The 25,891-nt window shown below is 38.2% G+C and carries 25 protein-coding genes and 4 tRNA genes; 9 read left to right on the top strand and 20 right to left on the bottom strand.

Features of this window, described 5'->3' with window-relative positions:
- Window positions 1-11: 11 nt before the first annotated feature.
- The 3 genes from CQZ96_RS16025 to CQZ96_RS16015 form a co-directional block, all read right to left on the bottom strand.
- Window positions 12-797 (bottom strand): hypothetical protein, encoded by a 786-nt coding sequence (locus CQZ96_RS16025; protein ID WP_105714417.1) that lies wholly within the window; start codon window positions 795-797, stop codon window positions 12-14.
- 96 nt (window positions 798-893) lie between these two features.
- A tRNA-Arg gene (locus tag CQZ96_RS16020) sits at window positions 894-970 on the bottom strand.
- A 130-nt stretch (window positions 971-1,100) separates the two neighbouring features.
- A complete protein-coding gene (locus CQZ96_RS16015) occupies window positions 1,101-2,360 on the bottom strand; it encodes an MFS transporter (RefSeq protein ID WP_105714798.1) in 1,260 nt (419 codons plus the stop codon).
- A 105-nt stretch (window positions 2,361-2,465) separates the two neighbouring features.
- On the opposite strand from CQZ96_RS16015, the gene CQZ96_RS16010 reads away from it, so the two are divergent.
- Entirely contained in the window at window positions 2,466-2,903 is a 438-nt protein-coding gene (locus CQZ96_RS16010) for a winged helix-turn-helix transcriptional regulator (protein ID WP_004725772.1), read from the top strand.
- Window positions 2,904-2,972: 69 nt separating this feature from the next.
- Here CQZ96_RS16010 and CQZ96_RS16005 read toward each other — a convergent pair whose 3' ends face one another.
- The 6 genes from CQZ96_RS16005 to CQZ96_RS15980 all read right to left on the bottom strand — a co-directional run bounded on the left by CQZ96_RS16005 (window position 2,973) and on the right by CQZ96_RS15980 (window position 7,327).
- A complete protein-coding gene (locus tag CQZ96_RS16005) occupies window positions 2,973-3,836 on the bottom strand; it encodes a cysteine ABC transporter substrate-binding protein (RefSeq protein WP_105714797.1) in 864 nt (287 codons plus the stop codon).
- A gap of 73 nt (window positions 3,837-3,909) precedes the next feature.
- Window positions 3,910-4,731, bottom strand: a complete 822-nt coding sequence (locus CQZ96_RS16000) for a transporter substrate-binding domain-containing protein (RefSeq protein WP_392389727.1) — start codon at window positions 4,729-4,731, stop codon at window positions 3,910-3,912.
- A 146-nt stretch (window positions 4,732-4,877) separates the two neighbouring features.
- Window positions 4,878-5,609, bottom strand: a complete 732-nt coding sequence (locus CQZ96_RS15995) for an amino acid ABC transporter ATP-binding protein (protein WP_105714795.1) — start codon at window positions 5,607-5,609, stop codon at window positions 4,878-4,880.
- Window positions 5,610-5,611: 2 nt separating this feature from the next.
- A complete protein-coding gene (locus CQZ96_RS15990; protein ID WP_004816904.1) occupies window positions 5,612-6,277 on the bottom strand; it encodes an amino acid ABC transporter permease in 666 nt (221 codons plus the stop codon).
- Window positions 6,267-6,926 carry an amino acid ABC transporter permease gene (locus CQZ96_RS15985; RefSeq protein WP_218619749.1) on the bottom strand — a complete coding sequence of 220 codons (660 nt, stop codon included), beginning with the start codon at window positions 6,924-6,926 and terminating at the stop codon, window positions 6,267-6,269. The genes CQZ96_RS15990 and CQZ96_RS15985 overlap by 11 nt, the downstream gene beginning before the upstream one ends.
- Before the next feature lie 203 nt (window positions 6,927-7,129).
- Window positions 7,130-7,327 (bottom strand): hypothetical protein, encoded by a 198-nt coding sequence (locus tag CQZ96_RS15980; RefSeq protein WP_105714794.1) that lies wholly within the window; start codon window positions 7,325-7,327, stop codon window positions 7,130-7,132.
- Between the two features lie 255 nt (window positions 7,328-7,582).
- On the opposite strand from CQZ96_RS15980, the gene CQZ96_RS15975 reads away from it, so the two are divergent.
- Complete coding sequence (locus tag CQZ96_RS15975; RefSeq protein WP_228722726.1) at window positions 7,583-8,476, top strand: hypothetical protein; 894 nt, start codon at window positions 7,583-7,585, stop codon at window positions 8,474-8,476.
- A 61-nt stretch (window positions 8,477-8,537) separates the two neighbouring features.
- Here CQZ96_RS15975 and CQZ96_RS15970 read toward each other — a convergent pair.
- The 3 genes from CQZ96_RS15970 to CQZ96_RS15960 form a co-directional block, all read right to left on the bottom strand.
- Window positions 8,538-8,614 (bottom strand) — tRNA-Arg (locus CQZ96_RS15970).
- 47 nt (window positions 8,615-8,661) lie between these two features.
- Window positions 8,662-8,738: transfer RNA gene (locus tag CQZ96_RS15965), tRNA-Arg, on the bottom strand.
- Window positions 8,739-8,753: 15 nt separating this feature from the next.
- Window positions 8,754-8,843: transfer RNA gene (locus CQZ96_RS15960), tRNA-Ser, on the bottom strand.
- 264 nt (window positions 8,844-9,107) lie between these two features.
- On the opposite strand from CQZ96_RS15960, the gene rnr reads away from it, so the two are divergent.
- From rnr to CQZ96_RS15935, 5 genes are all read left to right on the top strand, one after another.
- On the top strand, window positions 9,108-11,558 hold the full coding sequence (gene rnr, locus CQZ96_RS15955) for a ribonuclease R (RefSeq protein ID WP_178283395.1): 2,451 nt from the start codon (window positions 9,108-9,110) through the stop codon (window positions 11,556-11,558).
- A 157-nt stretch (window positions 11,559-11,715) separates the two neighbouring features.
- The gene (locus CQZ96_RS15950; protein WP_105714574.1) at window positions 11,716-12,351 is read left to right on the top strand and encodes a hypothetical protein; all 636 of its coding nucleotides are present in this window, start codon (window positions 11,716-11,718) and stop codon (window positions 12,349-12,351) included.
- Window positions 12,352-12,443: 92 nt separating this feature from the next.
- Window positions 12,444-14,471 (top strand): M3 family metallopeptidase, encoded by a 2,028-nt coding sequence (locus tag CQZ96_RS15945; RefSeq protein WP_004725750.1) that lies wholly within the window; start codon window positions 12,444-12,446, stop codon window positions 14,469-14,471.
- Between the two features lie 54 nt (window positions 14,472-14,525).
- Window positions 14,526-14,735 (top strand): YheV family putative zinc ribbon protein, encoded by a 210-nt coding sequence (locus CQZ96_RS15940; protein ID WP_171066870.1) that lies wholly within the window; start codon window positions 14,526-14,528, stop codon window positions 14,733-14,735.
- Between the two features lie 15 nt (window positions 14,736-14,750).
- Window positions 14,751-15,194: a hypothetical protein gene (locus tag CQZ96_RS15935; protein ID WP_105714575.1), complete on the top strand. Its 444-nt coding sequence runs from the start codon at window positions 14,751-14,753 to the stop codon at window positions 15,192-15,194.
- Window positions 15,195-15,294: 100 nt separating this feature from the next.
- Here the strand turns inward: CQZ96_RS15935 and CQZ96_RS15930 are convergent, their stop codons facing one another.
- Complete coding sequence (locus CQZ96_RS15930) at window positions 15,295-16,215, bottom strand: DMT family transporter (RefSeq protein ID WP_034614348.1); 921 nt, start codon at window positions 16,213-16,215, stop codon at window positions 15,295-15,297.
- Window positions 16,216-16,378: 163 nt separating this feature from the next.
- Here CQZ96_RS15930 and CQZ96_RS15925 point away from each other — a divergent pair, with 163 nt between their 5' ends.
- Window positions 16,379-17,158, top strand: coding sequence for an AraC family transcriptional regulator (locus CQZ96_RS15925; RefSeq protein ID WP_004725744.1), 780 nt, complete (start codon window positions 16,379-16,381; stop codon window positions 17,156-17,158).
- A 58-nt stretch (window positions 17,159-17,216) separates the two neighbouring features.
- Here CQZ96_RS15925 and CQZ96_RS15920 read toward each other — a convergent pair whose 3' ends face one another.
- The 6 genes from CQZ96_RS15920 to CQZ96_RS15895 form a co-directional block, all read right to left on the bottom strand.
- Window positions 17,217-19,415, bottom strand: a complete 2,199-nt coding sequence (locus CQZ96_RS15920) for a TRAP transporter large permease subunit (RefSeq protein ID WP_105714576.1) — start codon at window positions 19,413-19,415, stop codon at window positions 17,217-17,219.
- 416 nt (window positions 19,416-19,831) lie between these two features.
- Window positions 19,832-20,404 (bottom strand): rhombosortase, encoded by a 573-nt coding sequence (rrtA, locus tag CQZ96_RS15915; RefSeq protein ID WP_004725740.1) that lies wholly within the window; start codon window positions 20,402-20,404, stop codon window positions 19,832-19,834.
- A 66-nt stretch (window positions 20,405-20,470) separates the two neighbouring features.
- Complete coding sequence (locus CQZ96_RS15910) at window positions 20,471-21,559, bottom strand: hypothetical protein (RefSeq protein ID WP_105714577.1); 1,089 nt, start codon at window positions 21,557-21,559, stop codon at window positions 20,471-20,473.
- A 220-nt stretch (window positions 21,560-21,779) separates the two neighbouring features.
- On the bottom strand, window positions 21,780-21,941 hold the full coding sequence (locus CQZ96_RS15905) for a hypothetical protein (RefSeq protein ID WP_004725737.1): 162 nt from the start codon (window positions 21,939-21,941) through the stop codon (window positions 21,780-21,782).
- A gap of 202 nt (window positions 21,942-22,143) precedes the next feature.
- Window positions 22,144-22,371 carry a hypothetical protein gene (locus CQZ96_RS15900; protein WP_105714578.1) on the bottom strand — a complete coding sequence of 76 codons (228 nt, stop codon included), beginning with the start codon at window positions 22,369-22,371 and terminating at the stop codon, window positions 22,144-22,146.
- Window positions 22,372-22,534: 163 nt separating this feature from the next.
- Window positions 22,535-22,792: a succinate dehydrogenase assembly factor 2 gene (locus tag CQZ96_RS15895; RefSeq protein ID WP_004816878.1), complete on the bottom strand. Its 258-nt coding sequence runs from the start codon at window positions 22,790-22,792 to the stop codon at window positions 22,535-22,537.
- A 180-nt stretch (window positions 22,793-22,972) separates the two neighbouring features.
- Here CQZ96_RS15895 and CQZ96_RS15890 point away from each other — a divergent pair, with 180 nt between their 5' ends.
- A complete protein-coding gene (locus CQZ96_RS15890; protein ID WP_004725731.1) occupies window positions 22,973-24,145 on the top strand; it encodes an acyl-CoA dehydrogenase family protein in 1,173 nt (390 codons plus the stop codon).
- A gap of 162 nt (window positions 24,146-24,307) precedes the next feature.
- Here the strand turns inward: CQZ96_RS15890 and CQZ96_RS15885 are convergent, their stop codons facing one another.
- Entirely contained in the window at window positions 24,308-25,798 is a 1,491-nt protein-coding gene (locus tag CQZ96_RS15885) for a flavin-containing monooxygenase (RefSeq protein ID WP_004725729.1), read from the bottom strand.
- Window positions 25,799-25,891 lie beyond the last annotated feature (93 nt).

Below are 25,891 nucleotides of genomic sequence, written 5' to 3'. Positions count from 1 at the left end.
TTAAAACTCAATTAATCAGCCAGATGTTTGATTGTTGTACCAATATTAAATAGGAAATATAACGGGATTGCGACCAGATCACCGACTAAAGTGACTGGGGTTAAGGCGACTTTCTGCAACAATGTTTTAGAATGTAGTGAGTATTTGGTTTTTCCTTGTGTATACATCGCAATCGTATAGTTCTGATTAAAGTTCTGAAATTTCATATTTTTAATTTCAGCGTTTAAACCCACAACACGCCCAACCAATCCAATTTTTCTTTGATAAAATTCAGAGTTTTCCTGACCATATTCGTACTGACTCAGTCCAAGTCGAGATAACCTATTTTCTTCCTGTTCAGTTAAATTGTTTTTTGCATAATACAGTTCAATATCACCGCTAAATTGAGTTGCTTGTGGATTTTTTTGATCATCGCTTTCAGGCATTAAAGACAAGCTAAAATGCTTGTCACTCGGACGGACTGGTTTGATCCGCCAATACTTGGGGTCTAAATCAGATTGAATGGTCTCTAAAATTTCCTTATTTCCAATATCAATCATATACGCATATTTTTGCCCAACCACGATTAAGGAGCGATCTGCATTGTTTCTATAATGGCTATTTTTTGAGGAGGCATTTTCTTCTAAATAGGCAAAACCGACAATTTGATCCTGATCTACAATCACACGATCTGCATGGGTTGAAACCACTTTACCCGTCGCCAACCTGCCAGAATCACTGTTATTCCACAGAATGGCGGTACATCCCATCATTTGAGTGATGAACAGCACGATAAACAATGAGAAATATTTATGCATGAATGATTGGCCTTATTTTTATTATCTCGCTCATTGTGCCATTTTTAGGCACAAAAAAACCGCAATAAAGCGGTTTTTTTAAATATTTTATCAAGTTGGTGCGCTCAGAGAGATTCGAACTCCCGACCCCTTAGTTCGTAGCCAAGTGCTCTATCCAGCTGAGCTATGAGCGCGACGTCTTGATGGGACGCATTATACGCCTTTTCATTTTTTTGTTAAGGATTATTTCAATAGTTAAACACCAAGTGTTTAGTATTTGGGCTATTTATCTTTAAATCGACAAAAAACCTAGAATTTATGCATTTATACACTGCTTGCATGCTGTTTCATTTGAAATTGAATTAAATATTTTTCAGTAAACAACCAAAATAAATAGCCAACTATACTCAATAGGATTCCAGCCGCACACACGGCATACCATCCCCAATGACCATAGAGTGTTGTTGCCAATAATGATCCCACAGCACTGCCCAATGCATAAAACAACATATAAGCACCAACCAATCGCCCATGTAATCGAATATCCGCTTGGAAGATCAGACTTTGATTAATCACATGAACTGATTGAATGGCCACATCGAATAAAATAATCGCTAAAATAAAAATCCAAATTGAAAAATATAAGCTGGTTAAAATGACCCAAGCTCCGATCAGTAATAGAAACGCATATTGTGTAACACGCTGCGCATAGCCTCGATCAGCCAACCCACCAACACGGATTGCCATAACCGCACCAATGACACCAATGATGCCTAAAAAACCAATCAAACTATGTGAATATTCAAAAGGCTGAACAGATAAAGGAAATACCAAAGTATTCCAAAACAGATTTAAATTGACGAAAATGATGAAAGCAAGTACGCCTCTAATCTGTAACACTCTATTTTTAAACAATTGTTCAAACAATGAAAAGATCATCTGGGAATAAGTAGATTGCTGAATAGGATCTTTTTCGATACGGATAACAGCTAAGTATTTCCATAAAAACACACTGATCATACTCATACATAGTACAGAGAATATATATACCCCTTGCCATCCAAACCAATCAGCTAAACTACCAGACAGTACCCGAGATAAAAGTATGCCAATCAACACACCAGCTTGGACTGTACCGACGATTTTGCCGCGTTCATCAGCAGCTGCCAAAACTGATGCATAAACAATTAAGCCTTGGGTCATCGCTGTGCCCAACATGCCCACAATCAGCATACTCAATAACAACGTGAAAATATGATCTGAAAAAACCAACGAGATTAAAGCTAGGCATAAAATGATGGACTGAAACAACATCAAAGATTTTCGTGGTAATAAATCGCCTAAAGGCACAATAAAAATTAATGCAATGATTGATCCCACTTGAGTCAATGAAACAACTAACCCCGCCCACGAATAATCTAATTTAAAATCTTGGGCAATCAAATCCAGCAATGGCTGTGCATAATAAACATTTGCAACACTCAATCCAGCAGCACACGCCAACAGCATCACCAAGGCTGGAGAAAGATGGGATTGCTTTTGCTCTCTTGTTTTATTGCGCTGATGATGATCTGTTTTGTTCATTTTGCACCAATCTGGTTTTAATTTGCAACCAGATTAAATTACGCAATCTTGTTTTAAATTGCAACTAGATTTATAGTCTATTTTTTAAGATGAAAGGAACGACTGATGAATCAAGACAGATATGAAGCTTGCCCAGTTGCACGGTCAGTGCAATTGATTGGAGATCGTTGGGCTTTATTGATCATTCGCGAAGCTTTTGATGGGGTAAAACGATTTAGTGATTTTCAAAAAAATTTAAATGTTGCCAAAAATATTTTATCTGATCGTTTGGCTAAACTTATTGATGCTCAAATTCTAAAGAACCAACCCGCTTCTAATGGCTCAGCCTATTTGGAATATGTGCTCACTGAACAAGGTTACGCACTGTTCCCGATCATCGTGGCATTACGTCAATGGGGTGAGCAATTTTTATTTGCTGAGGATCAACCACATTCTATTTTACTTGAGAAAAACACAGGTGATGAATTAGCACTTATGCAACCTATGACAAAAAAAGGAAAACATCTACTTGCACAAGAGACCTTTGTGAAAAAGATCAATTAAATGCAAATCATGTTTTCCCAGTTAAAGTCGATGATATTTTTAAAAGAGCAAACTTAAGTTTTAAGGGTTTTACTCAACCAATAAATCTTTTGGATTAATGCTATCACCGTAGACAGGTTTTAACGTCTTTTCATAGGCTTGCTGGATAACCCCCGCTTTAGATAATTTTTCTAAGTCTTGATTCAACCAATCCAATAATTCTTTATCGCCTTTTTTGACTGCAGGTGCAATTAAATCATGCTGACCTAAGCTGGTAATACCCACGGTGTAATTTGGGTTCTCTTTTGCCCAAGCCAGTACCAATAAATTGTCATGTGCCAAAGCCACACCACGTCCATCTTTCAGCGCATCAAAGGTCTCTGTATTCTGCTCGTACTTTTGTAATTTAATTTCAGGATGTGATTTGCTAAAGAATGAGTCTGCTGTCGTGCCTTTATTGACCAATAAAGTCTGCTCTTTAAGCTGCGCAATATCTGTAATCGGCTTAGCTTTAGGTGATACAACGCCCAAAGAAACCTTTAAATAAGGCTTGGCAAAATCGACAACTTCCTTGCGTTCAGGTGTCACGGTGAAATTGGCAAAAATAATATCCACCTTATTGGCTTTAAGGTACTCCACACGATTGGCAGCTTCCGTTAAAACAAATTGAACTTTGTTTTCATCTCCCAATAGGTCTTTGGCAACATGCTTGGCAATTTCCACATCAAAACCTTGGTTTTTACCTTGTGCGTCCAAGTAACCAAAAGGCGGCTTATCACTAAACACCCCGATACGAACCACACCATTTTTCTTAATTTGCTCGATACTTGAGCTGGTTTTTTCAGGTTCAGCAGCTTTTTCAGTTGTTGGCGCGTTTTTATTACACGCCGCCAACCCTAAGCTAAGCACTGAGGCCGCAAGTAGATGAGTCAGCTGTTTTATTGATATATTCATTTAATTTTCCTCTGATCTATTTTCATATTTAAACAATGATTTCTTTTCATAGTTAAACGCTTTAATGCAATTTTTATTTCGGTGTCACATCCAAAAAGACTTGAGCATCCACAGTTCCACCGTAAACAGGCTTTAAGGTCTGATCATAAATCTTCTGAATTTCACCTGTTTTTTGTAAGCTTGAAATTTCAGTATTGAGCCAATTTAGAAGTTGGCTATTGCCCTTTTTCACTGCAGGTGCAATAAAGTCTTGATTACCAATTTGTTGAATTCCCGCCGTAAATGTTGGATTCTCAGCTGCCCATGCCAAGGCATAAGTACTGTCTTGAGAAATTGCATCACCACGACCATCTTTCAATGCATTAAAGGCATCAGTATTTTGTTCAAACTTTAATAAATTAATTTTTGGGTAATTCTTAGTGAAATAAATATCTGATGTCGAGCCTTTATTGACGATCAAGGTTTTGCCTTCAAGCTGCTGAATATCTGTAATCGTCTTGGCTTTAGGCGATACGATGCCTAAAGCAGCCTTTAAATACGGTTGAGCAAAATCAACCACTTGTTTACGTTCAGGAGTGACTGAAAAGCTGGCAAATACCGCATCTGCTTTACCCGATTTTAAAAACTCCACCCGATTAGCAGCCTCAGTCACCACAAATTCAACTTTATTTTCATCCCCAAGCAAATCTTTGGTCACTCTTTTTGCTAAAGCGATATCAAAACCTTGTGGTTTACCTGCACTGTCCACATAACCAAATGGTGGATTATCTGCAAAAACAGCCACACGAAACACGCCCTGCTTTTTAATCTGATCTAAAGATTGATCATTCTGGGTATTTTGCTCCGCTGATGCATTTGGTTCAGTTGGCTGACTACATGCGCTCAACATTCCCATACATAAGGCCACACTCAATGTTCGAACAATGTTGGAAATATTAAAAAAAATCGATGGTTGAGTTAAATAAGATAAAGCCATACATCCTCATTTTTATAGATCATTATGTGTTGCTATTAGGGTGAATATTGATGTCTAAATTACTGTTAGTAATTCAACATATTTAAAAAGGCTTTTGCCCGTTCAGTCTGTGGATGCTCAAAAAATTGTTCAGGTGTGGCTTGCTCAATAATTTTGCCTTTATCCATAAAAATAATTCGGTCTGCGACTTTTCTGGCAAAAGACATTTCATGAGTCACGATCAACATGGTCATTCCTTCATGTGCAAGTTTTAAAACCACATCTAATACTTCACGTACCATTTCAGGGTCTAAAGCAGCGGTGATTTCATCTAGCAGAATCACTTGAGGCTGCATCACCAATGAACGCACAATTGCGATACGTTGCTTTTGCCCACCAGATAACTGTCGCGGATAATCTCGCTTACGATCGTATAAACCGACACGTTTCAATAATTCGTCTGCGACTTTCTCAGCTTCAGCTCTTGTTCGTTTTTGAACTTTTAAAGGGCCTAATAAAATGTTATCAATCACATTCATATGCCCAAAAAGTTCATAGTTTTGAAACACCATGCCAATTTTTTGACGTACATCCACCCACGCTAAATCTTTGCCCAATACACCTGAGCCATCTAAATTGATTGTGCCACCCTGAATTTTTTCCAAGCCATTGATACAACGTAACAATGTGCTTTTCCCACATCCCGATGGACCAAGGATCACCACGACTTCACCCTGTTTTACGTCCAAATCTATGCCTTGTAAAATATGACTTTCTGCAAATGATTTCTGTAAATGTTGTATAGATAACAAAGTCATGATTACTCCCAAACTTTTTCTAAATGCGTCGCTAAACGGGATAAGGGATAGCAAATGATGAAATATAAAATAAAGATCAAACCATAAATCCAAAGAGATGCATTCGGAACAATTAACAGCGAATTCTCAATAATTTGCTGTCCAACTTTAATCACTTCGACCACGCCAATCAGCACTGCCAAGGAGCTGGTTTTAATCATACGCGTGAATAAATTGATTGCGCCCGGTGTGACTCTTTTTAAACTCTGCGGGAAAATCACATAGCCCAAAGTTTGGATAGGACTCAGGCCAAGTGCATGTGCAGAATCGCGTTGATGTTGATCTATCGATGTGATGGCAGCACGGACTAAATCGCCCATTTCAGCAGTCCCCCACAATACAAAAACCACAATACATACCAGTACCGCTGAGAGCTGCCAGTTAAACCATGTTGCAAAGCCAAAATAGAAAACAAACAATAAAACCAGAATTGGAATAATCCGAATCGCTTCTAAATACAGTCGACACAAACTTTTAATCAGTAAATTTTTTGACGTCATAATGACACCGAAAATCGTGCCAAAAATTGCTGAAAAAAATACTGATATAAAGGCAATTTTTGCAGTAACCCATAGCCCTTCCAGTAATCGTGCAAGGTGGCTGGGTTGAAACAAATAATCAAATTCCATGGCTCACCTTCCGACTGCGGTATTCCAGATAACTGGTGAGAATAGACACAGGCAATAAAATAATCAGATAAGACATGATCAAGAGAAACAATGCTTCTGTGGTTTTATAATCCATACCAATTAAGTCTTTGGTGACAAACAATAGTTCCACCACCGCGATGGCACTCACCACAGAACTTTCTTTAATCAGAAATAAACAATTTGCACCAATTGCAGGAATTGAAATTGCTAGAGCTTGAGGGAAGATCACATATTGAAAAACTTGCAGTGGATTCAGTCCAATACTTTCACCCGAATCAATTTGCCCTTTGGCCACAGCTTGTAAACCTGCACGAAAAGCTTCAGCCATATAGCTTCCACCTAGAAAAGTTAGACCAATGACCCCACAGGTAAATCCATCAATTTTAATCCCCAGTTTTGGTAAACCGTAATAGAGAAAAAATAACTGAATCAATAAGGGCGTATTGCGTGATAATTCAATGTAAATTTTGGCAATTTTGTCAAAGACCCGTACCCGATAGGTAATGAAAATACTGCAAATTAAACCAACCAATATTGCGAGAATAATACTGATGATTGAGATTTTGAGTGTCGTCACCATTGCCGAAGCAAACTGTGGCATCACACTGTAGATATATTGCCAATTCAAAGAAATCGTCCAAAATAATTATTTTATTGTTACGCTCTAAAGCAGAAAAAATGATTTGGAACTATCTTACAGTGAGAATTTTTTCTAAATAAATATGATTATCAGATAAGCTTTTCTATAAAAATAATGCTAGATAATGCTTACTTTTTTTACGATGAAAAAATAAGCGAAGTTAAAATTAAACAATCATCGACCCGAAGCAATTATTCGGCATTCACCACGTCTAACAATTCCATACATTCAGCACAGAAGATGACAGATTCATTTTCTAAACTTTGGATTTTCAGTTCATAGACAAAACCTGTCAGCGTGCGATTACAGCCATCACACTGTTGCAGGTTGAAATGACAAATAAAATCAACATGCTGGTAAATATAATATCCATCTGTATATTTCTTCATGTTCTTCTTTCTAAAGCTCCGGTTATTTTATTATTTTAAAGTTTTTAGCTCTAGAATAGATGTTGCAATCCTTGCTCTGCGACAAGAATAGACGTGCAAAAAATAATAAAATTCATTTTATTTAAATTCCACATCAATCAATCCTGTACTATTATTTCATAAATATTCCTATAAAAACTCAGATGATAAAAGGAAACAATGGGACATTACTCAACACTTTTAATTTCATCCGATCTCGATAGAACCACGGGTGAAATGGATGAAAATGAAACCTATCAAGAAGTTAAATACTCGATTCCATTATTTTGGTTGGCCTTATTTAAAGTTGAAGACATTAACACTCTTCAAGATGAAGATGGCTTAAGCTATTACGTCTTTCGGGCAACGATCTTAAAAAGCTCTGAAACGTTTAAATCCAGACTCAATATATGGTCAGCACTCTATAATGATGAAAAAGTAGCCATTTTAGCGCAATCATTTTTACAATATTTACAACGTACTCCAACATTTTCAGTCGAGCTTAATATTACCGATATTATGGCAATGATGATTGATCCATTTAGCATAGAAGCTAACAATGAAATGGTGGATATGATCCATTTCATCGAAGAAAAACATCGAGATCCCAAAAGTCCATCACCATCCAAATATTGGCTGCCAAAATCTTTTGAACTTAAAACATCCCAAAATCGATATTTAGATATCGATGGTTTTGGAGAGTCTTTACTGCCCTGCTTTGAGGTGGATAGATGGTTAAATAATCATGAAAAGACACAACAGCCTGTTAAAAATAAACTCAATGCGTCTTTTGATGAGATCCATTTTTATCGAATGCTGCTGTCCAAAGCTGAAATCTCGCCAAACAGTTCATTCGGTTTTAAACATCGGTTTTTATTTCTGACGCGAATTAAAAATAAGGCATTACGCAAATGGCTCTTTCAACTATTCTTCTTTAATGAAATGCTATTTTTCTGTTTATTGTGGCTTAGTCTAAGTTTAATCAGCATCTTTTTTCTTTTTAAAATTAGCACTTTTTCCTATTTAGAGATAACTGGCATTATTATTGGGCTTATTGCATTTAGCTATTTTATTTTTCGAAAAGTAGCCAAGAGAATTAATATATTCAACCAAGTAAAATCACCGGCCTAAAATCATCGATCTAAATTTCAGGCACAAAAAAACCGCAATGTATGCGGTTAATTCTTCAAGTTGGTGCGCTCAGAGAGATTCGAACTCCCGACCCCTTAGTTCGTAGCCAAGTGCTCTATCCAGCTGAGCTATGAGCGCAATACTTGTGTTGCCAAAAGGCATTCGTTACATCATGATTAACTTATTGGTGCGCTCAGAGAGATTCGAACTCCCGACCCCTTAGTTCGTAGCCAAGTGCTCTATCCAGCTGAGCTATGAGCGCGTCATAAGTAATCGTTGGCGGTGAGAGAGGGATTCGAACCCTCGATACAGTTACCCGTATGCATCCTTAGCAGGGATGTGGTTTCAGCCACTCACCCATCTCACCGTAACGAGCCGCCATAATACAAACTAAAACCCGATTCGGCAAGTGATGACATTAAAAAAAATAGAGAAATTTACTCAATTAAATACTTTTTAAGCGATTTTCATCATTTTGTTGTTTTTTTATGCTGCAAAATAATCACAATCTACAAATACCTAGAAATTTTCTCTAAAAACTAAATTAAAAACACAATATTGCAATCAATTACGTGCAGTATTCCACGCTATGTCTTATGCTAATCATATCTTCTGACTAGAAACCAAATACATCATGAAAAATTGGGTCGATCCTGAAGCCAAAGCTGAAGCTGAGCGTTACGACAATCCCATTCCAAGTCGTACCCTTATCTTAGAAATCATTGAACGAAAACAAGAAGCATTGTCACATGCAGATCTTGTTGAACTGCTTGAAATTGTCGATCAAAAAAGTATAGATGCGCTCAGCCATCGTTTAAGTGCAATGGTCCGTGATGGTCAGTTGATGAAAGATGGTTTTAAATATCAGCTGATGGCCGATCAACCTACCCTAGACGCTACTGTTTATGTCAACGCTAAAGGTTTAGGTGTTGCAAGCTTAGATGGGAAGAAAGATGAGTTCCTTCTGCCTGAGCGCGAATTACGTCAAGTCTTCCATGGTGACCGCGTTAAAGTCCAACAAACTTCTGTAGACCGTAAAGGTAAAGCTTGGGGCTATATTACTGAAGTGACTCAACGTCGAGTTAAACAACTGATCGGTAAAGTTGCAGAATTTGAAGGTGAATACTTTATTCAACCTGCACCTCCCAATGCACATCAGCCCATAACTTTAGAAAAAGAACTGATTGAACATGCCAAAGCCAAAGTAGGCGATGCATTACGTGTTGAAATTGATGACTATCCAACTCGAGATGAATTTGCGACAGGTCATGTGATTCAATCAATGGCGGATAAAGCCGATACTGAAATCATTATCCCGCAAACCATTTTAGAATATGGTTTACCTTATGAGTTCCCAGAAGAAGTCATCAAAGAAGCTGAAGCATTTAAAGAACCTTCTGCAAAAGATCGTCAAGGTCGTATAGATTTACGAGATCTGCCTTTAGTCACCATTGATGGTGAAGACGCACGTGATTTCGATGATGCAGTCTATGCGGAAAAACGTCCTGGTGGTGGCTATCGTGTCGTTGTCGCGATTGCAGATGTCAGTCATTATGTCCGTGTTGGTAAACCTTTAGATGATGAAGCGCAAGAACGTGGTACATCGGTGTATTTCCCACACTATGTATTACCAATGTTGCCTGAAGCACTTTCAAATGGCTTATGTTCTTTAAATCCACATGTTGACCGTTTATGTATGGTGTGTGATTTAAATTTAAGTCGTGCTGGTAAAGTGACTAAATTTGAATTTTATCCGTCAGTAATGCATTCAAAAGCACGTTTAACCTATACCCAAGTTGCACAATATTTGGATGGCGACAGCAATGCGATTCCTGAAGATCGTGATGTCCGTAAATCGGTCAATACGCTCTACCAATTGTATGAAACCTTAAAAGGTTTACGTGCACAACGTCATGCAATGGAATTTGAAACCGTTGAAACCTACATGACTTTTGATGAATTGGGTGGAATTAAAGAAATTTTACCGCGTTCACGTAATGTTGCGCATAAGCTTATTGAAGAATGTATGTTGCTTGCTAACGTTGCAGCAGCGGAATATTGCTTAAAAAATGAAGTTCCAATGTTGTACCGTGTGCATGAAGCACCAGAGTTTTCACGTATTCAAAAAGTAAAAGACTTTGTAAAATTATTGGGCTTTAAATTCCCAGACCAACCGACACAAGCCGATTATCAAACGGTGATTGAAGCAACCAAAGATCGTATTGATGCACCGAGTATTCATGCGGTGTTATTACGTTCAATGATGCAAGCCTACTATGGTCCAAAAAATGTGGGCCACTATGGCTTGGCTTATGAAGCATATACCCATTTCACTTCACCAATTCGTCGCTACCCTGACCTGCTATTACATCGTGCGATTAAAGCCAGTTTAACCAACAAAAAGTATCCACTTTCAGGTGCGGCGTTAGAAGATGCGGGTGAACATTTCTCTGCAACTGAACGTCGTGCAGATGAAGCCTCGCGTTCGGTTACTTCATGGCTGAAATGTCACTATATGCAGCAACATTTAGGCGAAGAATTTGTTGGTGTGATCAGTGCAACCGCTGAATTTGGTTTATTTGTAACCCTAAAAGACTTATATGTGGATGGTATGATTCACGTGAGTCAATTGGGCGATGACTACTTTGTTTATGATCAAGTTAGTCAAAATTTAGTCGGTCAAAATCGTGGTCAAGCCTTTGGCTTGGGTGACGAAGTCAAGATCAAAGTTGCTGGGGTTAACCTAGAAGAACGTAAGATTGATTTTGAATTGTTACAACAACTGTCGCATGCGGGCCGTGTAATCCGTAGTCGTGCACCACGTGTTGCAAAACCCGTTGCCAAAGAAGAAGTTTTTTCTGAACGTCCTGTCAAAGTTAAATCTGAATCTGACAGTGGGAATGCCAGCGAAGATGGGGAACGTCCCATTCGAAAGAAAAAGCCCAAAGGAAAACCCAGCTCTTACAATAAAAAACCTGGAAAAAGTGCTGCAACTCAGCCTGAAACAAAGGCTAAAGATAAAGTGAAGAAAAAGGCTAAAGCAAAAAAGAAAAAGTCGAACGCAAAAGCAAAGACTGAGTAATTTTACTTACCACAAAATCAGAGAGCTTCGGCTCTCTTTTTTATCATTAAAATTTTAAATTTGAATACGTCTAAAAATACTTTTCTTGTACCCTCATAGAGTCTTCCTTGTTTTATAATGCATCTATAGCGACTCAAATAACTCTAGAAATAACAGCATGAAAATTAAAAATATACTATCACTCTCAATACTGCTACTCAGCTGTATAGCTTCTGCTGAAACCATCACCTTTACAACCCAAGCGATTCCTTCAAAATACATAAACTTTTCAGGAAATTTTCCCTTTATCCAAGGCAAAGGTTTTGAAAAAATCAACCAACAGATCAAACACGAACTTTTGGCAGATGATGCTACACGTATCGACTTTAGTTCAGGAAAGATCTATCAGGATCAAAACTATTTAAGTGTTTATACTCATTTAGAAATTGAAGGCGGACGAAGCTATTTTCGTGAAAAGTATTACGTGATCGATTTAAAAAATAAACAGTTCGCAACATTGTCCCAAATACTACAAAAATATCAATTGTCTGCAGCACAAATCTCAAATGAAATTGCTCAGCAACTTGACCCATGTATTGAAAATAAAACAGCAACGCTTTCTAAAACGTCTAATGACTGTGATAGCGCAGATCTGCAATACCTATACCGATACTATGCTGAAGATCGAAATTTTATTGCGCTAAAAAATGCAAATGGCTTTTATCTTAAAAAAGATATTTTGGGCATCAGTTTTGATGCGGGCGCATATTCTATCCCTTTTGAATACAACCTCAAAACCAAACAAGTCCATTAACATCTGTGTTAATTTTATTGTCACACCTTGATTTCCCCTGCCAGAAGCCCTACATCTATCTATAACTTAAGAAATGATTTGGCATAAAGCTCATGACACTAGAACAGGCAACGTTGCCAGTACCGCAATTTGATCAAATTAGTTTAGATCAACTCAAACAAAATATTGAAAAAGCCATCCAAGACGGTCAAAACTTTTTAAATGACTTGGTCCAAGTCCCTGAAAGCATTCAACAACAACTTGCAGTGATCGAAAATGTAGATTCACTTGAAAATAACATGAGTGAATCTTGGGGAATTTTGTCACACCTCAATGCAGTGATGAATAACACTGAAACGCGTGAAGTCTATCAAGCCTTATTGCCAAGTCTAAGTGAATACTACACTCAGATCGGTCAACACGTTGCCTTGTTCCAAACTTATCAAAATGTTTATGATCATGCGATTTTTAGCGACTTGCCAACGGCGCAACAAAGTGCAATTAAGCTGGCTTTACGTGATTTTAAACTTTCAGGTGTTGCCCTCGAAGGTGAGGCTAAAAAGCGCTATGCAGAAATTTCAGCACGATTATCACAACTGTCTTCTGATTTTTCTAATCATGTTTTGGATTCAACTCAAGCCTATAGCAAAACTTTAACCACGGATCAGCTTAAAGGTCTACCGCAAGGCAGTATTGAATTACTCAAACAATATGGTCAACAACGCGAACTAGATCAGCCTGTTGCTACCTTAGATATTCCATCTTATTTGGCCATCATGACCTATGCAGAAGATCGCGCGCTCCGTGAAGAAATCTATCACGCTTATGTTACACGCGCCTCAGATCAAGCCAGCGATACGCAATTTGACAATGCACCCGTGATGGTTGAAATCCTCAGCTTACGTCAGGAAATGGCCAAGCTTTTAGGTTTTGACAATTTTGCAGAATACTCACTTGCTTCAAAAATGGCACCCGATGTGGCCACTGTTGATCAATTTCTGGTTGATTTAGCAGAGCATGCACGTACACCTGCATTAAAAGAAATCGAAGAACTCAAAGCCATTGCCAAACAAGATGGCATAGATGAGCTAAAACCTTGGGACAGTAGTTATTATTCTGAAAAACTAAAAGTTCAACAGTTCAACCTTTCTCAGGAAGATTTAAAACCATACTTCCCTGCGCCTAAAGTGATTCAAGGCTTATTTAATGTGGTCAATCGTTTATATGGAATCCAAGTCATTGAACGCCAAGCACCACTTTGGCATACAGATGCTCATTATTATGAACTAGAAGACCAAGGCACTGTGATTGGTGGTTTTTACTTTGACCTCTATGCACGTAACGGTAAACGTGGTGGTGCATGGATGAGTGGTTTCCGCTCGCGTATGCAAACCGAAACGGGGTTACAAAAACCAATCTGCTATATGGTTGGGAACTTTACCCCACCTGTCGGTGATCAGCCTGCCCTATTAACGCATGATGAAGTGAATACCTTATTTCATGAGTTTGGTCATGGCTTACACCATATGTTGACCGAAGTAGACAATATTGCAGTTGCTGGAACGCACGGCGTTGCATGGGATGCAGTGGAGTTACCTAGCCAGTTTATGGAATTTTGGACATGGGATACGGAAAGCTTGGCTTTAATCAGTGAACATATTGAATCTAAAGACTCACTTCCTGAGCATCTTTTAAAAGCCTTACTCGATGCTCGTTTCTTCCAGTCAGGTATGCAAACTTTACGACAAATTGAGTTTGCACTGTTCGATTTAACCATTCATAAACTTACACCTGCACTAAATGCCGAACAAATCCAAGCCACTTTAGATGATATTCGCCAGAAGTATGCTGTTTTAGCAACAGCACCTTATAATCGCTTCCAAAATGGCTTTAGCCATATTTTTGCGGGTGGTTACGCTGCGGGTTATTATTCTTATAAATGGGCAGAAGTTTTAGCAAGTGATGCTTTTGACCGCTTTGAAAATGAAGGTGTGTTTAATACCCAAACTGGACAAGAGTTCCGTAAGGCAATCCTTGCAGTTGGCGGAAAAGATACAGCACTTGATGCATTTATCAATTTCCGTGGTCGTGAACCTAAAATAGATGCATTATTACGTCATCAAGGTTGGACGAATAGCTAAAAAAACGCTTAAACTAACGGCCAAAATTGTTTAAAGTGTGGTGGGTGTATGAATATTAGACGTCGTTTCATTGCTGGTGCAAAATGTCCAAAATGTGAAGCGATGGATCGTATTGTTATGCTCACCCAAGGCGATGCTGAATGGATTGAATGCATCGAGTGTGGATATTCTGAAAATCGCCCTACCCATGTAGATGCGCCTGAAGAACCTGCTATACCTGATGAAATTGGGGTCATTCAATTCAAGCCTCGCTCTTCAAAATAGATCGGACCGAATAAAATGCATATAGAACAAAGAAACAATTCAAAATTAATGTGGATTATTGCAGGCGGGTTGGGGGCAGTTATCGTTTTAATTGCTATTTTTTTCTGGTTAAATAACACCTCTGAAAGCACCCAAATCAATGAGCCATTGAATCAGACTACACCTGCTGCGAAGAAAGTGGAAACAACGGCACCACCTGTGGCAACGCCTGTTGAACAAAGTGCTGCTTCAGAGGCTGCCAATGTAGAATTGGTCAAAGCATCAATTTTAAAAGATAAAATTCCTGAAAATGCCAGTTTAGCGAAAGAAGAAGTGGCTAAACTAGAAGACATCCAAAAACAACTTGATGATCAGCAACAAAACCTCAAATCACAACATGCTGATGCGGATCAATTGATTAAACTTAAGGAAGAGCAAATCAAGCTACTTCAACAGCAAATGGCCGCACAAAATCAATAATTTTTGATCATGTGCAAAAATGACGATCTGATATCAGAAAGCCTTAACCTCTTTATAAGTTAAGGCTTTTTTCAATTTGAACAATAGACATTTCAATATTTTAAAGTGAGTCCAATGACTGCTGTGTTGATTTTTTCCATTGGATTGGCTTTTGGATAATTTGCGCCAATAAAATTCCACAGAGTGTTAAACCACCACCAACCAAATGAAAAACTTGTAAATGTTCACCCAAGAGCACCACGGCAATTAAAGCTGTAAACACAGGCAATAAATTCATAAAAATACTATTTTTATTGGGTCCCAAATGTCTTACACCTTCAATCCATAGATAAGACAATAAAATCGATGAGAAAATACTGGCATACAAAATCAAAGGAATGGTCTGTTGATTCAATTGCATTTGTGATGCGGGTAAAAAGATAAAAAACGGCAAAACATATAAGATGGCAAAGCTCGACATCACAAAATTAGATTGCCATGCAGGGATCGGCATTTTCCAACGTTTTAACAGCACACCATATAAAGCGTAGCCGATTGCGGCAAGCAACATCAAGCCATCGCCAAGATGCATCCCTTGGCTAAAAACTTGGGCAATATGCCCATGACTCAATAAATACAAAATGCCATAGAATGATAAGAAGCCTCCGATTACTAAGCCGTAGCTAATCTGATCTTTTAAAATCCATGTACTTAAAATAATCGTCAATAATGGAATCAATGCCGTCACAATCGCCATATTGGTCGCTGTTGTGGTTGTCGCTGCTTGATAAGACAAAAATTGGAATAAGGATACAGAAAGAAATCCACCTAAAGCCAAATGTTTCCAATACTGGCGAATAATATGGCGATTTTTCCACGTGGGAATCAATACAAAAGTACTCATCACCGCGAGCGCAAAAACCAAACGATAAAATGTAATCGCCACAGGTGAAATTGCATGACTTGCCATTTTAGACACAATCACATTTCCAGCCCAAAATAAAATGGCGAACAATGGGTAGAAATAAGCTTTTTGAAACATGCTGCTCTGCCTATACAGAAAGATTCAACCATGTTAAAAAATAATCATTTTGTATTTGTACGACAAAATGACAATAATTATCGTAAAAAGGACATTATGCTTGAGGTCTAAGCAATTCCACGAATATATGATTGGCAGTGCCGTATTGATTGAGGAGTAAATCGTGGGGAATAATTATGATCATGGATTTTTAGATTATCCAATTTATGCCTTTACTGAAAATTATTCCCATGGGCATATTGAAGATTGGCATAGCCATGAACGTATCCAACTGATTCATACGCTTTCTGGTGTTCTCCGTATTCAAACGACAGAAGGAACATGGGTCACGCCACCGGGACGCGGTGTATGGATTCCAGCATATAAGGCTCATGCGTTACTGATCAGTGGTGATGTGCAAGCTTATGGTGTATTTATTGAGCCAGATGCGCGTTCAAAATTAGTCAATGAATGTCGTGTTGTCACGATCTCACCCCTGCTAAAAGAGCTTATTCGCTCAGCGATGCAGATTCAAACCACAATCCATCCTCAAAGTCGTGAAGCACGATTGCTTGAACTAATTTTAGATGAGTTGGAGCTTCTCCCTGTTCTACCATTTAACTTACCTGAGCCACAAAATATTAAATTGCAAAAGCTTTGTGCTGAAATCAAACTTGATCTCAGCCATACATGGACACTCGAACATGCCGCCCAATTTTTACATGTTAGTCCGAAAACCCTCACTCGGCATTTTCAGAAAGAAACCAATATGCATTTTAGTCATTGGGTACGTCAGGCAAGGCTGATGCAAGCCATGACTGATTTGGCAATGAATAAATCTATTTTCAATGTTGCACTTGATTTGGGCTATGACAGTGCCAGTGCCTTTAGTGCTATGTTTAAACGTGAAACCAGTTTGACGCCGAGTGAGTACATTCAGCAGTTTCAATTTAAAGATCACTAAATCTATTCAAAGCCACAGACAGAAAAAAAGCGCCCGAAGGCGCTTTTTAGACATTCAATTATTTACTGGCATACCAGTCAAACAAGTTAAACATGTACGGCGCATAGGTCACAATCACCAATGCTGAGAACAGCACCACGATTGGCAAGATCCAACGCTCATAACGATAGTAGAAGCTTGTATATTTGGCTTTTGCCTCAGCATCGGCGGCGGCAACCTCTGCATCACCGACCGAGAGCCTCGTCAGCAAATGGTTGAGCGCAACAGGTGGCGTAACATAACCAAACTCAAATGCAACCAGTACGATCATCCAGAAGTGAATCGGATGAATACCATTTTCAAATGCAACTGGCGCAATCGTCGCAGCAACAAGAATCACCGCACCAAATGGATCTGTTGTCATACCAATTAATGCAAGTAACAATGCCATAAAGCCAAGTGTCACCAAGATACTACCCAGATGCGTTGGAACCATCGTCACGATTTCACTACGTTCAATCAGACCACCAACACTTGCAGACAATGCCATTAGGATAATTAACGCACCAATATGACCAACACTTTCCGATGTTGCAAAACGAATTGCGCTACGGAAGCCACGTTTCGTTTCAGCGGTATCACCATGCTCACGTAAGTATTCAGAATTTTTTTCATGTTCTAGAGCAAGCGCTTTATTTGGGTTTTCTGGTATCGGTAATTTATTACCAAATAACTTATCAAATAAAATAAATGCCAATAACATGATTGGAAGAATTACAGGTGCGGTAAATTCATCCATTTTCGTGTCCAGACCAAACTGATAGAAGCCAATCACTACAGCAACAATCAAGATATATGGAAGCACTGGAACGAAAGCACGCAACATACCAGGGACAGCAGTTTTCGGTGAGTTAATACGGAACTTATTCTCAGCAAGGAATAACGACACCCCTAAGAAAATAAATGCGGTTAACCAGAATACATAAATACCATGATCAAATAACTCGTCTGAAGTTACATGACGGCTATCCAGCATTGAAATTAAGATCACCAATAGACACGGACGTAATACAACACCAAGTGAACCTGACATTGCTGAAACAGCCAATGCATATTGACGACGTGCACCTGAATTCCACACTTCTTTATAGATAATCGCACCAGCAGCAACAACGAAGATTCCCGAAGCACCTGTATATGCGGTTGGAATTGCTGCACCAATCAAAATGATCCACGTCAACGTTTCAGGCGCTAAGTTCCAAGGACGAAGAATCGCTAAGAAAAGATCCATCACACGTGTTTGGGTCAATAACATCCCTGCCCAAATAAACAGTGCTAAGTTAAGGAAGATATTTGAAAATTCAGTCAACAAGCCAAGGTAAATACCTTGCCCCATTGGGTAGTCCATAAAGAAAGTAAACGCAATACCTGTCACAATTGCCATAAAGGCATATAAAGGTATGCTCAACAGCGCAAGGCCAAATTTACCGCCTTCTTCAGCATTTTCTGGTGTACGGAATAATTTAAACAGGCTGATGACTGTTAAGACCACAAACAGAATCATCCATAGCCAATAGACTCCAATCGTTTCAATGGTCGATTCAACACCAGAATTGAGTACTGAACGATATTGGCTAATGACCGAGAAGCTCAGTAAGGCATTCCCCAGTACCATCGCAATATTATAGACTTTAAAATCAAGCTTAGTACGCGCTGGACGTAGCCCAATATGATGCATCTTCAATGATGCTGTAATTGCAGCAATCACGACCATCAAAATCAGGATGAGTACGCGATGTTCAGAGCCCCATTTCAATATCCAGAAGAAACCCGTTTCCATCGAACGATATGAACGAAGGGAAGGATGATCTTCCATATGTTTAATCGATTTATCATAGAATGCATATTTCTGTTCACAGTCCGTCTGAGCTGAAACGAATGAAGCGCGAACATCTGCTTCTGGCGTTAAACCAAAAAATGCCGCATCAGGATCACTGGCTTCCTGTTGCATTTTTTCTTTGACAAGTTTATCGATATCTACATTGCGGTCACATGAAGGTTTGCTGGGCTCAGCACGTAAAAAGGAATATTGCATTCCTATTTTTTCATCTCCATATAGGCGTTCACCTAAACGAAGCATTTGCCCATGAATCATATCCCCTGTCCCAATGATCAAGGTCAGGAGAAGCAGAATAAGGATGGAAAAGGTTGAGAACCACTCATTCCAGAGATAACTGAGTAGACCTAATCCCGATCTATTATTTACAGGTTCTTGCATTGTTATTCCAGTTTTTATAACCAGTGTACAATCGCTTGCACAGCTTATCTTTTATTATTAGGTGAGAGGTAAAATCCTTTACCAATACCCATTCCTATCATCACCACTCAAATTTGCCCTAATTTTCCTAAGAAAAACATGACAAAGATTAATTTTTTTGGCGAGCTTTTTGTCAACTCATCTATAGTCTTATCATTAAATGTGAAAAAACAACTAAGTACTTATATTTTTCACAACCAAAATAGATGTAACATTCACATAATTAACCACAAATGAGAATCAGCACCCATTCATTACAAAGCATTCATTCAAATTTATTTTTTAAATATCTTTACACTTCTATGTGCTTAACCTCATCAAAATAATGAAATTTTATAGAATAATACTTCATACAAATAATATTCTTGATTCATTTTCTATTTCATAACATTAAGTCGAAAAATTAAGCTCAAGATGGCACAAATACTTCCAAAAATCACCCCAAGCAAATGCGCCTGTATTAAAACAGGATGACCAATCAATTGTTCAGTTTGTAGTGCACCAAAAAAATGTTCCCATGCGATTTTGCCGAAGATGCATAACAATACGATGAAGGCAAAATTTCGTTCTGGCTTTTCTTTTAAACTGACGATTGCACAAAATACAAACAGACCATGAAGAATGCCAGACAAACCTGCATAAGCAAAAATATGAGGATAAATCAGATAAAAACAGAGACTGAGTAAAGGCGGTAAAATAAGCAATAAAGCAATAAAAACTTGCTTTTTAATGTTTGGAAATAAAAAGGGTAAACAAGCCAAAGCCAAAACATTTAAAACATAATGAATCCATCCCACATGAACCCAATGCCCTGTCCACCAGCGCCAAGGCTGGCTTAAAAAAACATCGTGCTGATAAATGAAATGAGTTTGAAAAAGCTGAAGAATTGCAAAAAAAATGATACTGGTTGCAATAAACAATATATTTTTATCTAACTTGTGTTGTTCCATGCTACACCATAAAAAAAGAAGAGCTGTCGCTCTTCCTCAATTCTAACCAATTCATGCAATTGAATACTATGGATTTGCTACAGGTTCGTCAGCTGAAGCACTTGGCTCTTCGGTCGGTGCAGGTAGATCATTAAACAATTCATCATCACCCGTAGATGCTTGTTCATCCCAGAATGTGGTCATTCCATCATCTGCTGCACGAACACCAGTATGTTCAGTCCAATAACGATCGGCAATACCTTGAACCATTTGACCGGCCATACCATCTAATAATCTAAATTCAGGGTTTACTGGCTTATCATCTGCACGCGATGCGGCATAGGCTTTTAACGCTGCTCTTAATTTAGCATCATCACCACTGGCTTGCGCTGCAACGGCATTCATTGCAAATGCTAAACGAACACCTTTCTGTTCTGCGATTTGCATTGATTGTTGTAAGGTCTGTGTTGGATCAGGCTTACCATCTCCTGCACCTGGTAACAATATCCAAATCACTGCACGTGTCGCCATTGGCGCACCCCAGAATTTGTTATTGTCTAAACATGCCATACCACGTTCGACAATCGCAGCAATATCTTTCGGTACATTCACTGCACCGCCAGAGTTAATGTCATTGGTCATCGATTGCAAACCACTGAGCATACCAATTAAATAGATGGTTTGATCTAAGTCCTTACGCATGGTTGGACAAGAATCACCTAAAGTATATTTATATTTTGCCTGCCAACGTTCTGCAAATAATTGATAACCCGTGTATTGACGTTCTGCGGCAAGGGCTGCCCAACGTTTTTGTTCTATACGAGCATCTTGCGCTTCAGTCACTTTACCGTCTTTTGAAGCACGTAAATATCTGAGTTCTGCATCCAAAGCACGATTTTCTGCACACATCCCCGCAGCTGAATATAACAATACCGCCATACGGGTTGGGTCGGCCCCCATATCTTTTGTTGCCATAATCGCTGGCGTTAATGCATTGCCTGAGTTGCACGCCATATCAGTATCATTGCCCGCCAAAATGGGTGGGACGATATGTTTTTCACTAAAGCCAAGCGCAACATTGGCACCTGATTTTACAACATATGAACAACCTGATAACACAGATGAGGCAACAACAGCGGTCAGCATCAATTGACCAAGCTTGTGGACCTTAGACATACTTCCTGTCCTCTATATAATTGTGTTTATATCCCTTTTAAAATAACAATATCAGATGCAATCTCTGAATAACAGAGTAATAGCTCTAATTTCATCTGAAGAATTTGCCACAATATAGAAAGTATTCAATTGACCTGATCTGGTTTTTATACAAATTTTAAGCAAAAAAAAGTAGCATTGCGACGGTTCAGCACATGCTACTTGTTAAAAGGTAAACTCTTTAAGAGAGTTTATTGGTTTTAAGTCTTTTAAATTTGCTACCGTTAACACTGTTAGCGTTAGCTTTCTCAATCTGTTCCCTCAGCATAGTTCCTAGTCTTCCAAATATAATTGCAAAAACAATTGCAACCACTAAGAACCAAAACGTATGAATTTCACCCATTTGGAAATTCCTCCTCGCTGTTGGTAGTTTTAATTTACATGCAAGATCAGATTTTTACAGAGATAATTGTCGGACAATTTTACAATTGCGCTATTTTGTATATATTTGGTCTAACAATGAATATTAAATAAGCAAAAATATAAATAAGGTTATGTTTTATATAAATTAAATTAAAATTAGATTTTTTATATTTGTTAGACAATTAACTTAATTTAACCCGAGATTTTAAAGATTTCCACTGTATTTTGCTCACTTGATCTTGCCAAATAATTAAACTTTTATTGTTTTCCTCACAAAAATACACTGCGATATAAAATCGATGATCAATCATTTGCTGAATTTGTACATGATGAATTTGATTGGAATCCTCATATTGTAGGGTCCACTGATCTAAATCAAAATGTTCTAAACTTCGGACTTGTGGACGCATTCTAAATCTTTTTAGACTGAAGCATGCCAACAACAGCAGTAATACACTTATCCATACAGTGATAATGGAGTACAGCACTATAAAAATAATTGTTAAACACAAAAGCTGAAAACCCAGTGCAATACGACTGGGTTTGATTTGATATCGTTGGTGAGTTTTTAACTCATCCGTGGACATAATCTTTAAGTTTATTGATCAAGCTTCTGAGTTCAGGTCGAGGTGGCTCTGAAACTTCCATAAACCAATCCAATAAATCTGGGTCTTCCTGATCAACTAACTCTTTAAACAAGGCTTTTTCTTGCGCACTTGCTGCTAAGTAATATTGTTTTACGTATGGGTCAAAATATACATCAATCTCTTTTAAACCGCGACGAGCACGATAAATCACTTTACGTTCTTCTAAAGTAAGTTCTTCTGACATCATTTTCCCCCAATGGTTAATTCTGACTTAGTTTACCCGATTCCCGATCAATTTCTCGCTAAATTCTTCTAAATGACCAAATTCATCATTTAAAAATGAGTTTTGAGCATTCATCTCATTGCGACAAATAAGCAATTCACATAATTTCAACTCACTAAAACTCATATGGATATTATAAAAATGCAATCAGGTGCTATCCGACCTTTAACCAATATGTTGCCTCGTAAATTGTTTAATTCCGATCACGATGCTTTTCGTGAAACAGTACGTAAATTTTATGAAAAAGAAGTTGTGCCAAATATTGCTAAATATGAACAGCAACAACATGTAGATCGCGATTTATGGAACAAAGCAGGTGAAATGGGTCTGCTCTGTGCGACTATGCCTGAAGAATATGGTGGCTATGGCGTAGATCGCCTCTACAGTATGATTCTGATTGAAGAACAAGCCTATGCAATGGATTCTTCTACAGGTTTTTCTTTGCACTCGGATATTGTTGCCAACTACATCAACAACTTTGGTAATGAAGAGCAGAAAAAACATTGGATTGCTAAAATGGCTTCTGGAGAAACCGTCACAGCCATTGCGATGACAGAACCAGGAACAGGCTCAGACCTACAAGGTGTTCGCACCACCGCTGTTTTAGATGGGGATGAATATGTAATCAATGGTTCTAAGATCTTTATTACCAATGGTTATCTATGCGATATGGCAATTGTCGTATGTAAAACAGGCAGTTCAGAGAAAGGTTCTGCCAACCTATCTTTGATTATTGTTGAAGCTGACCGTGCTGGCTTTAGCAAAGGAAAACCACTCAATAAAATTGGTATGAAAGGACAAGATACTTGCGAATTGTTCTTTGAAGATGTTCGTGTGCCAAAAGAAAATTTATTGGGTATGGAAGGCATGGGTTTTATCATGCTGATGAAAGAGTTGGCATGGGAACGTATGCTGGTCGCGATTATCTGTCAAGCAGGCGCAGAAGCAGCGCTGGCACATACCGTTCAATATACCAAAGACCGTAAAGCGTTTGGTAAACCGATCGGTGCTTTTCAAAATACACGTTTTAAACTTGCTGAAATGCGCACAGAAATTGATTTCTGCCGTGCTTACCTCGACCGTTGTATGGAATTACAACTTGAAGGTACATTAGGTGTTGATGCTGCAGCTGCCGCAAAATACAAAATTTCAGAAGTATTCTCTAATGTGGTTGATGAATGCCTTCAATTACATGGTGGTTATGGTTATATGCTGGAATATCCAATTGCACGCGCTTATATCGATAATCGGGCAAATCGTATTTATGCAGGTACAAACGAGATTATGAAAGAACTGATTTCCCGTTCTTTATAATTTATCTGATCATTGTTAAAGGAGCTTTGGCTCCTTTTTCTATCACCAAGCATTCTTTTTAAATCAATTTTTATGTCGCAATAAATAAGGAGCTTTCGCTCCTTGTTTATTTCATAGCTTGTTTATTTTGCTATTTCTTAGTTTGGTTGCTTCTAGGTTTGATTAAGAAACCAGTTTAGGCTTTTTTGCGAGTTGCGCTTCACGCTTATGAAATTTTAAAACACCATCTTCAAACTTGGCATTTTTAAGTTCTTTACGATCTGCTAAATAGTTATTCGACACTTTCCAAGGTGCATGCTTACCTTGTTTTGGCATCACATCCGCCGCACGAGCAATATACCCTGAGCTTAAACTACCCATCACCGTATCTTCCATCAATTCAGTTGCATCACCTTGAGGAATAACTTCGTCATAGCCCTTCTTGTCCATATAGTTTACAAGACGGCAAATATACTCACCTGCGATATCAACTTTTAATGTCCATGATGCGTTGATATAACCAATGATCATTGCCATATTTGGCACATCGCTAACCATCACACCCTGATACAGCATGTGTTGAGATGTATTCATTGGTTTATTATCAATTGTAGCTTTGATACCACCCAAGATTTGGATTTCTAAACCTGTTGCTGAAACAATGATATCCGCATCTAAATGCTTACCAGATTTTAATTGGATACCTGTTGCGGTAATTTTCTCAATTTGATCTGTTTCAACGCTGGCTTTACCAGAACGTAAAATCTTAAATAAGTCACCATCTGGCACAACACATAACCGCTGATCCCACGGATTATAGGTTGGGGTAAAATGTTTCATATCCACTTTACCTTTTAATTGCATTTCAATCGATTTGAGTAAGAACTTACGCAGTAACTTCGGTTGTTTTTGTGCAAGCGCATAAATACCGCGTTGCATACCAATATTACGTGCACGGGTTAACTTATATGCCACATCTTCAGGTAAAACCTTACGCATTTTGTCATAAACAAAATCAATAGATGGGATTGAAGCAATATAGGTTGGTGAACGTTGCAACATGGTCACATGCCCTGCTCCACCTTTTGACATCGCAGGCACTAAGGTAATAGCTGTTGCACCACTACCAATAATCACTACTTTTTTACCCGTATAATCTAAGTTTTCAGGCCAAAATTGTGGGTTAATAAATTCGCCTTTAAAATCATTTTTACCTGGATAATCAGGTTGATAACCTTGGTCATAATTATAATAACCCGTACACCCGATTACAAAGTTTGCAACCCACGTATTGAGTTTTTGATTTTCATCTTCAATTTGTACGACCCATTTTTTAATTGATGAATCATAATTTGCAGTACGTACACGTTGATTAAAATGAATTTTATCTTTTAATTTAAATTCATCGACAACTTCAGCAACATAGCCTTTAATCGAAGCGCCATCTGCCAAGACATTGGCTTTTTGCCATGGTTTAAAATTAAACCCAAAAGTAGACATATCTGAATCGGAACGGATACCCGGATATTTAAATAAATCCCAAGTACCACCGAAGCTCTCACGACGCTCAATAATTTCAAATGAACGTTGTGGTGAGTGTTTTGAAAGATGCGCAGCTACACCAATACCAGAGATACCTGCACCAACGATAAGAATATCAACTTGCTTTTCCATGTTGTTTTTATAACCTTTTTAAGAGTACTTTTTTATTAAAGCACAAATCTGACAATACGCAATGTCAAGTTTGCATTTTTCTGACGAAATTTA

Source organism: Acinetobacter sp. MYb10, assembly GCF_002980175.2.
Taxonomy (GTDB): Bacteria; Pseudomonadota; Gammaproteobacteria; order Pseudomonadales; family Moraxellaceae; genus Acinetobacter; species Acinetobacter guillouiae.
The sequence above is the reverse complement of the archived record's forward strand: the minus strand, read 5'-3'. Positions and strand labels throughout refer to the sequence as shown.